The sequence below is a fragment of the Micromonospora sp. HM134 genome (assembly GCF_007833915.1).
GTDB lineage: Bacteria > Actinomycetota > Actinomycetes > Mycobacteriales > Micromonosporaceae > Micromonospora > Micromonospora wenchangensis.
The window spans coordinates 4,962,910-4,977,901 of sequence record NZ_CP041061.1 but is presented as its reverse complement, the minus strand read 5'-3'; the positions used below and the strand labels follow the sequence as shown (position 1 = coordinate 4,977,901).

The 14,992-nt window shown below is 71.3% G+C and carries 12 protein-coding genes; 4 read left to right on the top strand and 8 right to left on the bottom strand.

Annotated features, from left to right (window positions below):
* Positions 1–45: 45 nt before the first annotated feature.
* The 7 genes from FJK98_RS21345 to FJK98_RS21315 all read right to left on the bottom strand — a co-directional run bounded on the left by FJK98_RS21345 (position 46) and on the right by FJK98_RS21315 (position 8,350).
* On the bottom strand, positions 46–1,254 hold the full coding sequence (locus tag FJK98_RS21345) for an iron-containing alcohol dehydrogenase (protein WP_145920614.1): 1,209 nt from the start codon (positions 1,252–1,254) through the stop codon (positions 46–48).
* A gap of 102 nt (positions 1,255–1,356) precedes the next feature.
* The gene (locus FJK98_RS21340; protein ID WP_145920613.1) at positions 1,357–2,817 is read right to left on the bottom strand and encodes an NAD-dependent succinate-semialdehyde dehydrogenase; all 1,461 of its coding nucleotides are present in this window, start codon (positions 2,815–2,817) and stop codon (positions 1,357–1,359) included.
* 98 nt (positions 2,818–2,915) lie between these two features.
* Positions 2,916–3,992 (bottom strand): ABC transporter ATP-binding protein, encoded by a 1,077-nt coding sequence (locus FJK98_RS21335; RefSeq protein ID WP_145920612.1) that lies wholly within the window; start codon positions 3,990–3,992, stop codon positions 2,916–2,918.
* Positions 3,992–5,059: an ABC transporter ATP-binding protein gene (locus FJK98_RS21330; protein ID WP_145920611.1), complete on the bottom strand. Its 1,068-nt coding sequence runs from the start codon at positions 5,057–5,059 to the stop codon at positions 3,992–3,994. The genes FJK98_RS21335 and FJK98_RS21330 overlap by 1 nt, the downstream gene beginning before the upstream one ends.
* Entirely contained in the window at positions 5,059–5,976 is a 918-nt protein-coding gene (locus tag FJK98_RS21325; protein WP_145920610.1) for a carbohydrate ABC transporter permease, read from the bottom strand. The genes FJK98_RS21330 and FJK98_RS21325 overlap by 1 nt, the downstream gene beginning before the upstream one ends.
* Entirely contained in the window at positions 5,976–6,920 is a 945-nt protein-coding gene (locus FJK98_RS21320) for a carbohydrate ABC transporter permease (protein ID WP_145920609.1), read from the bottom strand. Before FJK98_RS21320 ends, FJK98_RS21325 begins: the two co-directional genes overlap by 1 nt.
* Positions 6,917–8,350 (bottom strand): extracellular solute-binding protein, encoded by a 1,434-nt coding sequence (locus FJK98_RS21315; RefSeq protein ID WP_145920608.1) that lies wholly within the window; start codon positions 8,348–8,350, stop codon positions 6,917–6,919. The genes FJK98_RS21320 and FJK98_RS21315 overlap by 4 nt, the downstream gene beginning before the upstream one ends.
* Before the next feature lie 397 nt (positions 8,351–8,747).
* Here FJK98_RS21315 and FJK98_RS21310 point away from each other — a divergent pair, with 397 nt between their 5' ends.
* From FJK98_RS21310 to FJK98_RS34695, 4 genes are all read left to right on the top strand, one after another.
* A complete protein-coding gene (locus FJK98_RS21310; RefSeq protein WP_145920607.1) occupies positions 8,748–9,491 on the top strand; it encodes a GntR family transcriptional regulator in 744 nt (247 codons plus the stop codon).
* Between the two features lie 93 nt (positions 9,492–9,584).
* Positions 9,585–10,154 (top strand): DJ-1/PfpI family protein, encoded by a 570-nt coding sequence (locus FJK98_RS21305; protein ID WP_145920606.1) that lies wholly within the window; start codon positions 9,585–9,587, stop codon positions 10,152–10,154.
* Between the two features lie 19 nt (positions 10,155–10,173).
* Positions 10,174–10,995 (top strand): alpha/beta fold hydrolase, encoded by an 822-nt coding sequence (locus tag FJK98_RS21300; protein ID WP_145920605.1) that lies wholly within the window; start codon positions 10,174–10,176, stop codon positions 10,993–10,995.
* A gap of 237 nt (positions 10,996–11,232) precedes the next feature.
* Positions 11,233–12,450, top strand: a complete 1,218-nt coding sequence (locus FJK98_RS34695; protein ID WP_145920604.1) for a chitosanase — start codon at positions 11,233–11,235, stop codon at positions 12,448–12,450.
* 49 nt (positions 12,451–12,499) lie between these two features.
* Here FJK98_RS34695 and FJK98_RS21290 read toward each other — a convergent pair whose 3' ends face one another.
* Entirely contained in the window at positions 12,500–14,854 is a 2,355-nt protein-coding gene (locus FJK98_RS21290) for an AbfB domain-containing protein (protein ID WP_145920603.1), read from the bottom strand.
* Positions 14,855–14,992 lie beyond the last annotated feature (138 nt).

Sequence of the window (14,992 nt, the reverse complement as noted above, 5' to 3'; positions counted from 1 at the left end):
CCGCCGTGCGTCGACCCCGAACCCGGCGCACGACGGCCGGGCCCGTCAGGTCCGGTCCCCGGTCCAGGCCGCTTCGAGGATCGCGGTCAGGCTGGCGGTGTCGGTCGGCCCAGGATGGTTCTGGATCAGGCGGGTGACGCCGGAGGCCATCTCCGCGAAGCGGGGAAGGTCGGCGCGGGCCACCCCGATGTCCGCGAGGGTGCGCGGGATACCGATGTCGGCGAGGAGCCCGTGGAGCCAGGTGAGGAACACCTCGGTGGCCTCGGCCGGCGAGGCGTCGGTCACGTCGAGCCCGCACACCCCGGCGAGGGTCGCCAACCGGTCACCGATGGCGTCCCGGGCCGCGTCCAACGCGTACGGCAGCAGCAGCCCGACGCCCAGGCCGTGCGGCGTGTGCGTGGCCGCGCCGATGGGGTACTGCAGAGCGTGCGGGGCCGCGTTGCCCGCATGGGAGAAGGCGAGCCCGGCGAGCACCGACCCGTAGGACATGTCCGCGCGCGCGTCGGTGTCGCCGCCGTCCCGGACGGCCCGACGCAGGCTCCGGGCGATCCGCTCCGCGGCCAGGAGCGCGTAGTGGTCGGTGACCGGGTTACGGCCGAGGAACACCTGCTCCACCGGGTCGCGCGGCCCGTGGGGCCGGGGTCGCGCGGTGTAACTCTCCACCGCGTGACAGAACGCGTCGATGCCGGAGTGGGCGGTGACGGTCGCCGGGCAGGTGTAGGTCAGTTCGGGGTCGACGATCGCGAAGTCCGGCACGATGTGGACGCTGGACACCCCCACCTTCAGCGCACGGTCCGGATCGGTCAGCACCGAGACGGGGGTCAGTTCGGAGCCGGTGCCCGAGGTCGTCGGGACCGCGACGAGCGGAATCGTCGGCCCCGGCACCCGCGACTCGCCGTAGAAGTCGCGCGGCGTCCCCCCGTGGCACCGGATGACGCCGACGATCTTGGCGAGGTCGATCACCGTGCCACCCCCGACGGCGAGGATCACGTCGGCGTCCACCGCGGCGGCGGCCGAGACGGCCCGGTCGACGTCGGCGAGGGGCACGTCGGCGGTCGCGTCGGAGAACACCTCGACCACCTCGACCTTCTCCCGCACGGCGGCCACGATCCCGGCCACGCCCGGCTGCCCCAGCAGGGTCCGGTCGGTCACGACGAGGACCCGTGAGCCGTTCTCGGCCACCACCCGGGGGATGTTCTGCGCGACCCCTTCGCCGACGATCAGCTGGCGAGGTCCACGGACGGTCTCAAGCATGGCGGTGCCTCTCCGGAACGTCGGCGGCGATGTGCTGGTCGGACGTCCCGACCACCCGTGCGGCGCGGTGCTCCCCGGCGGGCGTCGGGGGCGGCAGGACGGTCACGGCAGGTCGATCGCCGCGTAGGTGACGTCGAGGTATTCGCCGATGCCCTCGTGCGACCCCTCCTTGCCGATGCCGGACTGCTTCACGCCCCCGAACGGGGCCGACGGGTCCGAGATCAGGCCACGGTTGACGCCGATCATCCCGGTTTCGAGCCCTTCGGTGAACCGCAGCGCCCGTTGCAGGTCACGGGTGAAGACGTAGCCGACCAGGCCGTGCTCGGTGTCGTTGGCCTTCGCGATCACCTCGTCGTCGGAGGTGAACGAGATGACCGGCGCCACCGGGCCGAAGATCTCCTCCCGCAGCATCCGTGCGTCGTCGGGTACGTCGACCAGGACCGTCGGCGGGTAGAAGTGACCCGGCCCGTCCGGGCGCACGCCACCCACCAGGACCCGGGCCCCCCGACCGACCGCGTCGGCGACGAGGTCGTCGAGCTTGGCGACCGAGGGTTCGTCGATCAACGCCCCGACGTCCACGCCGTCGTCGAGGCCGTTGCCCACGACCAGCGCGCCCATCCGCTCGGCGAACCGCTTCGTGAACTCCTCCCGCACCGGCTCCTCGACGTAGATCCGGTTGGCCGCGATGCAGGACTCCCCGATGTTGCGCATCTTGGCCACCATCGCACCGTGCAGCGCGACGTCCAGGTCGGCGTCGGCACACACGATCAGGGCCGCGTTGCCGCCCAGCTCCATCGAGGTACGCAGCACGTTGTCCGCCGCCTGGCGCAGCAGCACCCGCCCGACCTCGGTCGACCCGGTGAACGACACCTTGCGGGTCCGGGTGTCGGCCAGCAGCGCCGAGACCACCTCACCGGCACGTTTGGTGGTCACCACGTTGACCACACCCGCGGGGACACCGACCTCCTCCATGATGCGGGCCAGCAGCAGCATGGTCAGCGGCGTCTGGGCGGCCGGTTTGGTGACCGTCGTGCAGCCCGCCGCCAACGCGGGGGCGATCTTGCGGGCGCCCATGGCCAACGGGAAGTTCCAGGGCGTCACGAACACGCACGGTCCGACCGGCTTCGGCACGGTGAGGATGCGGTATCCGCCTGCGGGAGCGGTGCTGTAGCGCCCCTCGACGCGTACCGCCTCCTCGGCGAACCACCGGAAGAACTCGGCACCGTAGGCCACCTCCGCCCGCGCCTCGGCGAGCGGCTTGCCCATTTCGAGCGTGATCAGCCGGGCGACCTCCTCGGTCCGTCCGGTCAGCGCCCGGTACGTCGCGGTCAACAGCTCCGACCGTTTCCGTGGCGGGGTCGCCGCCCACTGCGCCATCGCCCTGCTCGCCGCTTCCAGGGCGGCCAGCCCGTCGACGACGCCGGCGTCCGCCACTTCGGCGACGGTCGTACCGGTGGCGGGGTCCTCGACGGCGAAGGTGGCGCCGCTCGCGGCATCCCGCCAGGAGTCGCCGATCCGCAGCCGCCGGTGCTCGGGGGCCAGGACGTCCATCGGGTCACTCATTGCGTCGCCTCCTGTGATCTTCGTGGTGATGTCCGGCGTGCCGCGACCGACAGGTCACCTGCGGGTAGCGGTGCAGGCCGCTGCCGTCGCCGCCCCGGCTACCGCCCGGCCGCCGACAGCGACAGCCCGGTGTCCGCGTCGAACAGGTGCGCGCGGTCCAGGTCGACCGTCACCCGCAGCCGCTCGCCCGGTGTGCCGGTGACGGTGGGTCGCGCCTTGACCTTCAGGATGTCCGTGCCCACCCGCACGTCGACCACCGTCCGGTCACCGAGGGGTTCGAGCCCGTAGAGCTCCCCGGGCAGCGACGCGTCCCCACGCTGCTCCACGGACAGGTCCTCCGCGCGCAGGCCCAGCAGCAGCGCCTGACCGTCGGCGGCCGTGGCCCAGCGGGGCCGGGGCAGCGTCCAGCCCGCCGCGCCGACCAGGCGGTCCCCCTCGGCGTGGCAGGCGAGCAGGCTGATCGGTGGGCTCCCGACGAACCCGGCGACCCACTGGTTGGCCGGCCGCTCGTACACCTCGGTCGGGGTGCCGACCTGTTGCACCGTCCCCTCCCTGAGCACCGCCACCTGATCGGCCATGGACAACGCCTCGACCTGGTCGTTGGTCACGTAGACGAAGGTCGCGCCGAGGCTGCGGTGGATGCGGGTCAGTTCGGTGCGCATCTCGACGCGGAGCTTGAGGTCGAGGTTCGTCAACGGCTCGTCCATGAGAAACGCGCGGGGGCTGCGGACCAGCGCCCGGGCCAGGGCGACCCGCTGCATCTCACCGCCCGACAACTGCGCGGGACGGCGGTGCAGCAGCCGTTCGATGTGCAGCAGAGCCGACATCCGCTCGACGGCGGCGGCGATCTCGCCCGACGGGCGGCCACGCGCCCGCAGCGGCGAGGCGATGTTCTCGTACGCCGTGTGCCGGGGGTAGAGGGCGTAGTTCTGGAACACCATGGCGAGGTCCCGGACGGCCGGGGCGTCGGCGGTCGCGTCCCGGCCGTCCAGGTGTACCGACCCGGCGTCGAGCTTGTCCAGGCCGGCGATCGCCCGCAGGGTCGTCGTCTTGCCCGCCCCGGAGGGCCCGAGCACGACGAAGAACGCGCCGTCCGGCACGTCCAGCGTCACCCCGTCCAGCGCCCGGACCTTACCGAAGGACTTGCACAGCCCCTTGACCGCAACGGTTCCCATCAGGCCACCAGTTCTTCCGTGCGCACGTCGTAGACCGCCGGGGTCCCGCCGGTGTGCCGCAGCCCGACCTTCGCGTCGGCGGCGAACCGTACGGTCGGTGGCATCCGGACCCGCACGTCGCGTCCGCCGCTGTGGTCGACCACGTAGATGATCTCGTCGCCCAGCCACTCCGCCGAGACCACGCGGGCCGGCACCGACCGTTCCGCGCCCGGCGCGGTGACCTCCAGCGCCTCCGGTCGTACGCCCGCCACCAGGGGGCGGTCGCGGGGCAGGCCCGGCGGTGGCGTGAGGACCAGCCCGCCCTGACCGCGCAGCGCCCCGTCGGCCACCTCCACCTCGATGAGGTTCATCGGCGGGGAGCCGATGAACGCCGCGCAGAACAGACTCGCCGGACGGTCGTACACCTCGAGCGGGGTGCCGATCTGCTCGACGCGCCCCTTGTTGAGGATGGCGATGCGGTGACCGAGCGACATCGCCTCGACCTGGTCGTGGGTGACGTAGACCATCGTCGCCCCCAGTTCCCCCTGCAGGTGCTTGATCTCGGTGCGCATGTCCGCCCGCAACTCCGCGTCCAGGTTGGTGAGGGGCTCGTCCATCAGGAAGGCGCGCGGCCGTCGCACCAGGGCGCGGGCGAGCGCGACCCGCTGCTGCTCCCCGCCGGAGAGCTGACGTGGCCGCCGGTCCAGCAGCGGACCGAGCCGCATCAGCCGGGCCGCCTCCTCGACCCGCTCCCGCACCTCGTGCCTGGGCAGTCCCTCGGCCCGCAGCGGGAACGCCAGGTTGTCGCGGGTGCGCAGGTGCGGGTACAGCGCGTAGAACTGGAACACCATGGCGATGTCGCGTTCGGCCGGCGGCAGGTCGTTGACCAGCGTGTCGCCGATGCGGATGTCGCCGCTGGTCTGCCGCTCCAGGCCGGCGATGGCCCGCAGCGTGGTCGTCTTGCCGCACCCCGACGGGCCGAGCATCACGAACAGTTCGCCGTCGCCGATGGACAGGTCCACGTGCTCGACCGCGACCGTGCCGTCCGGGTAGCGCTTGTGCAGGGCGCTCACCTCGATGCCCGCCATCAGCGTCGCACCGCCCCGAGGGTCACACCGGCGACGAGGTGCCGGCGTACCAGGTAGGCGAAGACGAGCACCGGCAGGGCGAACACCACCGAGGCGGCGGCCACCAGCCCCCAGTCGACGGTGGTGCCGCCGATCAGGCCGGCGATGGCCGGTGGGGCGGTGCGCACGTCGTCGCTGGAGGTGAGGAAGATGGCGAACACGAACTCGTTCCACGAGAAGATGAGCGCGAACACCGCCGTCGCGGCGATGCCGGGCACGAGCAGGGGCAGGGTGAACTTCCAGAACGCCTGGAGGCGGCTGTAGCCGTCGAGCATGGCGGCGTCCTCGTACTCGGCGGGCACCTCGTCGACGAACCCCTTCATCATCCAGATCGTGAACGGGACGTTGAACGCGGCGTAGATGAGGATCAGGCCGAGCTTGGTGTCGATGAGTCCGGCCTGGCGGTACATGAGGAAGATCGGCACCACGACCACCACGGGCGGCATGAAGCGGGTGGACAGGACGAAGAACAGTTGGTCCTTCTTGGCCTTCAGGGTGAAGCGGGAGTACGCCCAGGCCGCCGGCACCCCCAGCACGGTGGCCAGCACCGTGGACACGCCGGCGACGACCACGGAGTTGAGGAACGCCACGGACAGGGCCGATCGGCCGCCGTCGGCGCCGACGAAGACGTCCCGGAAGTGGTCGAGGGTGACCGTGAAGCCGAAGAACTCGGCCGGCACGGCGTAGACGTCCCGGTTCTCCTTGATGGACGTCTCGATCATCCACAGCACCGGGAAGAGCATCACGACGGCCAGCGCGGTCAGCAGCACGACCTCCAGCACCGACCGGCCGCGGCCCCGGCGGCGCACGCGGCGTGCGGGGGACGGGTGGTCCGGGGTCGGGCCTGCGGACACGGCCTCGTCGACGGAGACGGCCATCAGCCCTCCTTGAGTTTGTTCAGGTAGCGCAGGTAGAGCTGCGTGAGGACGATGACGACGAGGACCATGAGGATCCCGTACGCCGAGGCGGTGCCGGTGTTGAAGCCCAGGAACGCCACCTTGTAGACGTGGAACGACAACGTCTCGGTGGAGACCCCCGGACCTCCGCTGGTGAGGATGTAGACGAGGTCGAACAGCCGGAACGCCTCGATGGCCCGGAACAGCACGGCGATGAGCAGCAGCGGCCACACCAGCGGAAGGGTGATGGTGCGGAACCGGAACCACTCGGACGCCCGGTCGATCGAGGCGGCCTCGTACAGGTACTTCGGGACCGCGGTGAGGCCGGCGAGGGCGATGAGCATGATGAACGGCGTCCACTGCCAGGTGTCGACGACGATCAGGGACACCAGTGCGGTCCGCTGCCGGGTGAGCCACTCCACCTGCCCCAGGCCGAGCGACCCGAGCATGCTGTTGATCACGCCGAACTGCGCGTCGAGCATGAACCGCCAGAACAGCCCCACCACGACCGGCGACAGCATCATCGGCACCAGGAACAGGGTGGTCAGCAGCCCCCGCCCGTGGGTGCGCCGGGAGATCAGGTAGGCGATGGAGAAGCCGAGCACGGTCTGCAGGGTGACCGCGCCGACCACGTAGATCAACGTGGTCAGGGCCCGCTGGTGGACCTGCGCCGACGTCAGGATCGCGGTGTAGTTGCCGAACCCGACGAACCGGGCGGGTCCCCCTCGGGTGGCCGAGTAGTCGGTGAACGACAGGTACAACGCCCACAGCAGCGGGAACACCGACATGCCGAGCAACAGCAGCAGCGCGGGGGAGATGAAGACCACGGCGAGGCCGCGGTCGCCCAGCCGGGGGCGGGACCGGCCCGGTGCAGGTGGCGTCGCGGACGCCACCTGCCCGGGACGGTCGGTCGTCAGCTCGCTCACAGCCCGCCGCCGCCCTTGCGGTTGCTGGAGTCGAGTACGCCCTGCTGCTCGCGGGCGATGTCGTCGAGCGCGGCCTTCGGGCTCTTCGCGCCGTTGAGCGCCGCGTTGACGTTCGTGTTCTCGATGTCGACCAGACGCGCGTACTCGGGCACGTTCCACATGTCCCGCATCCGGGGCACCGAGTCGGCGTAGACCTGGTTGAACGGCCCGGCGTTGAGGAACTCGGGTGACTGCAGGGCGTCGGTACGCGACGGCACGCCACCGGCCGCGGCCCACTTCTTCTGCACGTCGGCCCGCTCGAACCACCGCATGAAGTTCAGGGCCTCCGCCTGGTTCGCCGAGGGGGAGTAGGCCGACACGTGCATCCCCATCCCGCCGAGCGGGACCAGGTTCGTCTTCTGGGTCGGCAGGGTGGCGAACCCCAGCTTGTCGAGGATCTGCTCCCGGGTGGTGCCCAGCGTCGACTGCTTCGGATCGAGCAGGCCGCCGCTGGCGGCGATCCAGTTGAACGCGATGCACGCCTTGCCCTGGGCGACCGCCGCGTTCACCTCGTCGATGAACCAGTTGCCGGAGCCCTTGGCGGTCAGCGGCTTCATCTTGTTGACCAGGACGTCCATCGCCTCGTGGCCGGCGGTGTCGTTGAGGACGCCATCGATCTTGCGGCTCTTGGCGTCCCAGAGGTTGCCGCCGTAGACGCCGTTGACCGTGTTGTAGGTGACGGCTGCCGCGTCGGAGCCGTTGGCCTGGTGGAACGCCAGCCCGCTGACGCCCGGGTTTTCCGCCTGGCACTTCGCGGCGACCGAGATCATCTCGTCCCAGGTCTGCGGGGGCTTGTCGCCGATCAGGTCCTTGCGGTAGATCATCGTCCAGGTGTCGCCGAGCAGCGGCAGCCCGTACAGGCTGGCGTTCTCGTCGCGCTTGCCGGTTTCGGCCTGCGGGAACTGGCCGTACGCCGCCAGCAGGTACGGGTTGTAGGCGTCGACCTCGATGTTCTTCTTGACGAAGTCGGTGAGGTCGAGGATGTTGCCGTTCGTCACGGCCTCACCGATGTGCTGCGAGTCCAGGATCGCGATGTCGAAGTCGGTCTTGCGCGCGGCGAACTGGGTGAACATCGCGTCGTGCCAGTTCGCGTTCGGCACGGTGTTGACCTTGATGGTCGCGTTCGGCCGTTCCTTCTTGTACTCCGCGTTCGCGAAGTCCTCCAGGGCGTGGGCCGGGGGCCAGTCGAACCAGATGAAGCTGAGGGTCAGCGGGTCCTTGCTGAGCTCGGGGACCGTCGCAGGCGCCTTCGGGGCGCTCGCCTTCGTGCCGTCGTCCTGGCCGTCGCCGCACGCCACCAGGGTCGTGGCCACCAGCAGCAGGGCCGCCGTCGCCAGCTGAACCTTGCGCCGGGAGACCGATGTTCGACCAATTCGCTTCGGATGCCGCATCGTGGTACCTGCTTTCTGGGGTGGTGGGGACGTCGAGAGCCTCGCTAGGTGCCTCGCCGGGCAGGTGCTTCGTCGTTCAGGCGTGGTGCCGGGCCGCCGCGGGGGCCGACCCGTGGGCCGGCGTCACGGACGCGCCGCGACGTGCCGGTTCGTCGTCAGGCCGCCGGGGGTACGTCGGCCCGTCGGTGACCCGGTGACGAACCGGGCAGGGCGTCGAGCATGCTCATGGGAGCTCCAGATGATCGAGCGGAGCGATGGCAGGCGTTACGGAGACGGTGCAGAATGACGGTCGCCCGTCACGTTTCCTATACGATCGGGTGGGGGGCGTCAGCATGTCGCAGCGTCGTAACTGATGTCAACAGGTTCCCGAAGGCGCAAGAAAGGACCTCACGTCACGATGGACGACGAAGCGATGGGCGCGCGGGGCCGCAGGGCCGCGTCGGGCGGAACGTCGCCCGCGCGCTCCGGCGGCCGGCTCGCCGACGAGGTGTACGACACGCTGCTCGGACAGCTGATGTCGCTCCGGATCGAGCCCGGCTCCCGCGTCACGATCGACGTCCTGGCCCGCGAGCTGGGGGTCTCGCAGACGCCGATCCGGGACGCGCTCAACCGGATGGAGGCCGAGGGCCTGGTCGTGCGGGTGCCGCACGCCGGCTACCGCATCCCACCCCAGATCACCCGCCACCGCTTCGAGGACATGCTGGAGGTCCGCCTGCTGCTGGAACCGGCGGCGGCGCGCAGGTCCGCCGAACGCGCGTCGCTGACGCAGGTGGCCGGGCTGCGCCGGATGCTGGAGGAGATGGCGGAGCTGGAGGGGGGCGTCGGGCCCGCCGCGTACGGCGCCTTCGGGCTGCGCGACGCCGCCTTCCACGACCTGGTCGCACTGAGCGCGGAGAACCAGGTCATCCGGGAGACGCTCGCCCGCCTGCACAGCCACGTGCACCTGTTCCGGCTGCACCACGACACCCAGGTCACGCACCTGGCGATGGCCGAGCACGAGGCGGTGGTGGCCGCCATCGCCGCGCGGGACCCCGACGCCGCCGCCTACGCGATGCGCCGGCACATCCTGCGCTCCGGTGACCGCTTCCGTCGGCTGTTCGACGAGATCGAGGACGGCCACGCGTTGACCGTGCAGTCTTGACGGGCGGGCGGGGCGGAGGAATGCTAGCCCAATCGGATCGGATCGGATTGGATCGCGTCCACCTCACCGCCACCACATTGCGAGGAGAAGCAGATGCCCAGAGCGCTGCTCCTGACCGGCGACGCCGCCGAGGAACTCGACACCATGTACCCCTACTACCGCGTCCAGGAGGGCGGCTGGGACGTCGACGTCGCGTCACGCACGTTGCGTGACGTGCAACTGGTCATCCACGAGTTCGACCCGAACTCCGACGCCTACGTGGAGAAGAACGGCCGCAAACTGCCGGTCGACGTACCCTGGGCCGAGGTCGACGTCGAACGCTACGACGCCCTGATCATCCCCGGCGGGCGGGCCCCCGAGTGGATCCGGGTCGACGCCGACGTCAGGCGCATCACCGAGCACTTCTTCGCGCGCAACCTCCCCGTCGCCCTGGTCTGCCACGGCGCGCAGGTCCCGGCGGTGTACGGGCTGCTCAAGGGCCGCAAGACGGCGTGCTTCCCGCCCATCACCGGCGACATGGAGAACGCCGGCGCGACGGTCATCGACGCGCCCGACGTCGTCGACGGCAACCTCGTCTCCTGCCGGGGCTGGCCCGACATGCCGCAGTTCGGCCGGGCCATGATGGAACTCTTCGCGAAGTCCGTCGACGCCCCCTCGGCCTGAGCGCACCCGGCCCCGACCGATGACGACACCGCGGACGGTCACCGTCGACGGCTCTCCCGTCCACGTCCTCGACAGCGGCGCCGGGCCGGCGGTGCTGATGCTGCACGGCTCCGGACCCGGCACCACCGGGTCCGGAGCCTGGGCGGCGACGGCGCAGGCGCTCGGCCCGTCCTGGCGGGTACTGGCCCCCGACCACGCCGGGTTCGGCCGGACCCCCGTCCCGGCGGGCTCCCGGGGCGGTCTGAGCCTGTGGACCAGTCAGGCCGCGGGCCTGATGGACGCGCTCGGCATCGGGGACTACGCCGTGGTGGGCCACTCCATGGGCGGAGCCGTGGCGCTGGCCCTGGCGGCCGCGCACCCCCGGCGGGTCACCCGGGTCGTCGCGGTCTCGACGATGGGTGCCCCCGGAGCGCCGCTGTCGGCCGACCTCGACGCGCTCTGGGCCGCCCCCGCCGGCCCGACCGGGGCGCGGGACATGCTGAGCCGGCTCGTCCTCGACCAGGCGCTCGTGACCGACGCGGCCGTCACCGCCCGCGCGGACGCGATGCTGGCCGGGGCCGCCGCGTACGCGTCGTTGTTCCCGCCGCCCCGGCAACGGTGGGTCGACGACCTCACCCTCCCGGCCCGGACGCTGGCCGCGATCCGCGCGCCCGTGCTGCTCGTGCACGGCGCCGACGACCGGGTCACCCCGCTCGGCCCGGCGACCCGCCCCCTGCTCGACCACCTGGCCGACGTCCGGCTGCACGTGTTCGGCCGGTGCGGGCACGTGCCGGCGATCGAGCATCCGCACGAGTTCCGGCACCTGCTGTCGGGTTTCCTGCGCCCGGAGCGCCGACCCTGACCGTGGGGTGGCGCGGTCCGGCCGGCATCGCGGCCGCGCCGTACCCGGGTACGGCGCGGCCGGTGCACCGGGTGCCGCCCTGACCTGCCATGATCGCTGGGCGCCGCGATTGACAGTTGATCGACGCACTGCTATCAGTAAATAGACCTTACTGATTATTGCGGTGCCCAGCCGGGTGCACGTCGCGTCCGGGCACCGACCGGCCGGCGGCCCGCCGCCCCTTCCCCGAGGAACGCCATGGTGCGCAGAAGAACAGTCGCCTACGCCGTAGGCACCCTGCTGACCGGCATCGCGGCGGTCGGCTACGGCCTCCCGTCGGCCAGCGCCGCGACCGCCGGCCCGATCACCGGCCTGGCCGGCAAGTGCGTCGACGTGGCCGGCGCCAACCCGGCCAACGGCACCGCCGTGCAGCTCTACGACTGCAACGGCACCACCGCCCAGACCTGGACGGTGGGCAACAGCGACGGCTCGATCCGCGCGCTCGGCAAGTGCCTCGACGTCACCGCCGCGTCGACCACCAACGGCACCAAGATCCAGCTGTACGACTGCAACGCCACCGGCGCCCAGAAGTGGACCGCCGCGAGTGGCGGCGCCCTGGTCAACCCGGCCTCGGGCAAGTGCCTCGACGTGACCGACCGGAGCACCGCCAACGGCGCCCGACTCCAGATCTGGACCTGCGGCGGCACCACCAACCAGCAGTGGACCCTGCCCGGCGGCGGCACCCCCACACCCACCCCGACCACCACCGCCCCGGCCGGCACCAACCTCGACGACCCGGCGAAGAAGGACGTCGCCATGCAGCTCGTCTCGGCGGCCGAGAACTCCTCGCTCGACTGGCGCGCCCAGTTCTCCTACATCGAGGACATCGGCGACGGCCGGGGCTACACCGCCGGCATCATCGGGTTCTGCTCCGGCACCGGCGACATGCTCGAACTGGTCCAGGCGTACACCAACACCAAGCCCGGCAACGTGCTGGCCGGATACCTGCCCGCGCTGCGCGCCGTCAACGGCACCGCCTCGCACGCCGGCCTCGACCCCAACTACCCCCGCGACTGGCGCACCGCCGCCAACGACTCCGTGTTCCGGGCCGCGCAGGAATCCGAACGGGACCGGGTCTACTTCACCCCGTCGGTGCGGGACGGGAAGAACGACGGCGTCCGGGCACTCGGCCAGTTCGCCTACTACGACGCGGCGGTCATGCACGGGTACGAGGGCATGCGCCAGATCCGCAGCCGCGCCCTCACCCGGGCGAAGCCCCCGGCGCAGGGCGGCAACGAGCGGACCTGGCTGAACGCGTTCCTCGACGAGCGGGTCATCGAGATGAAGAAGGAGGAGGCCCACTCGGACACCTCCCGCGTGGACACCGCCCAGCGGGTGTTCCTCGACAACGGCAACTTCGACCTGAACACGCCACTGGTGTTCGCCGTCTACGGCGACCAGTTCCGCATCGGCTGACCCCCACCGCCGGGGCAGCACGGCTGCCCCGGCGGGATCGCGGCCCCGCTCAGAGCGCCCAGGGCGTCGTGACGTTCCAGGTGCTGTCCGCGGCCCACAGGGTCGGCGAGTTCCACGCCTCGCCGCCCGTGCCGTTGCTCAGCCACACCTCCGAGGCGTAGTGCCGCAGGTACCTGCCACGGAAGTTGTAGGACTCCAACGAGACCCCGCTCCCGCTGACGCCGACCCGGGCACACCAGGTGGCGTCCGCGCGCAGCAGCGCCGAACCGTCGTTCGGCGAGTTGCGGACCCGCGACTCCTGGTGGCGGAGGAACTGCCCGGGAAAGTTGACCGACTCGAACGAGTAGCACGACGCGTCGGCCAGCCCGGCCCGGACCGTGTACGTCGCGTCGTTCCTGAGCAGCGCCGAACTGTCCGCGTTCACCACCTCGGTGTAGGCGAGGCTGTCCCGGTGCCGCAGGAACCGGTCGGTGTACCCGGGAGTCGTCACCTGCAACGACCGGCGGGTGTTCAGCGGCAGCGCCACCGGCGCCGAACTGCCGACGGACCGCGACGCGGTGATCAGCGCCAGGTTGGCCGCCCGGACCCGGGCCTGGTCCATCTTGACCACCTGCCGGTCGTAGGTGAGGAACCCGTTCAGCTCACCCTCCTGGTCGGCGATCTCGGTGTAGACCGAGGCGCTGAGCCCCTTGCCGAGCATGAGGTTCTGGGTGCCCTGCACCAGGCCGACGTAGCGGTCGGTCAACGCGGTGGAGTCCGGTTGCCACTCGTAGGCGAAGAAGCTGCCGTTCGGGCTCCACTCGTGTCCGGGCACCCGCAGGCCGAGGCCGCCGAACTCGCCGAGCACGGCGATCCGGCTGCTCGACGGCACCGGCGAGTCCGGTCCCAGGTAGACGTGCCAGTCGTCGATGTCGCCGGTGCCGGGGTCCCCCGACGACTGGCAGCAGTTGTGGCCGCTGTGCGCGTTGACCAGCCGGGTCGGGTCCTGGGCCTTGACGGCCTGGGAGACCCGGCGGGTGTCGGCCAGCGCCCGTTCCCCCCACCCCTCGTTGTAGACGGTCCAGGTGACGACGGCCGGCGAACTGCGGTGCTCGTCGACGATCTCGCGGGCCTCGGCTTCGAGCTGCGCCTGCTGCGCGTCGGTGGCGTCGACGTCCTGCGCGGTCAGCGACGGGACGTCCTGCCACACCAGCAGCCCGAGCCGGTCGGCGTGGTAGAACCAGCGCTGCGGTTCGACCTTGATGTGCTTGCGCACCATGTTGAAGCCGAGGTCCTTGTGCTTCTGCAGGTCGAAGGCGAGCGCGGCGTCGGTGGGCGCGGTGTAGAGCCCGTCCGGCCAGAACCCCTGGTCCAGGGTGCCGACCTGGAAGACGAACTGGCCGTTGAGCTTGGGCCGCAGGACACCGTTGACGACGCCGGTACTGATCTCGCGCATGCCGAAGTAGTGGGTGGTCCGGTCCACCTGGACGCCTGCGGCATTACGCAGGGTGATGCGCAGCTGGTAGAGGAACGGGGTGTCGGGCGACCAGCGGCGGGCGTTCGGCACGGGCACCGTGAACTCGGAGAAACCACCGGTGGCGGAGCCGACCACGGTGGTGCCGTCGAGCGCTTCGGCCAGGACGCTGTGCCCGCTGACGTCGCCCCGGGTGAGAACCCGGACGCGCAGGGTGTCGTCGGCCAGGCGCGGCGAGAGGTCGGCCCTGCTGATCGAGGCGGTCGGCACCGGTTCCAGCCACACGGTCTGCCAGATGCCCGAGCTGGGGGTGTAGAAGATCCCGCCGGGCTGCTTGGTCTGCTTGCCGATCGGCGGCAGGCTGCCGTTCTGCCGGCTGTCCGTCGGGTCCCACACCTTCACCACGATCTCGTTCGCGCCGCCCCGCAACTGTCCGGTGACGTCGAAGCTGAAGGCGTCGTAGCCGCCGGTGTGGTTGCCGACCGCCACGCCGTTGACCCAGACGGTGGTCTGCCAGTCGACGGCGCCGAAGTGCAGCAGCACCCGGCGTCCGCCCCAGCTCCCGGGCACCGTCACGACCCGCCGGTAGAACAGGTAGTTGCGGGTGTCGCCGGCGGCGCGCTGCACCCCGGACAGGGCGCTCTCCACCGGGAACGGCACGTTGACCCGCTCGGGCAGGTCGGTGCCGAACGCCGGGGCGTCGTCGGTGGCGGACTGGCGCAACTGCCACTCGCCGTTGAGGGTGAGCCAGTCCGGCCGGGTCATCTGCGGTCGTGGGTACTCCGGCAGTGGCGTGCCGTCGAGGGCCTGGGCGGTCCAGGGGGTGGTCAGCGGCGGGTTCTTGGCCGGTGCGGCGTGCGCCGGGCCGGCCGGCGCGGTGAGCAGGCCGGCGACCAGGGTGAGGACGAGCAGCAGGGGTGCGGCGAGGCGGACGGGATCGGGACGTGTCATGCCGTCTCACGGTATCGGACCCTCAGGGACAAAGGGACCGCATACGGACCGGGCGCAGCCCGGCGGGCGACCCTCCCGCCGGTACGATGCCAGGCATGGGGTGGGGGACCGCGACGAGCGTGGCGACGGTGTCGCCGG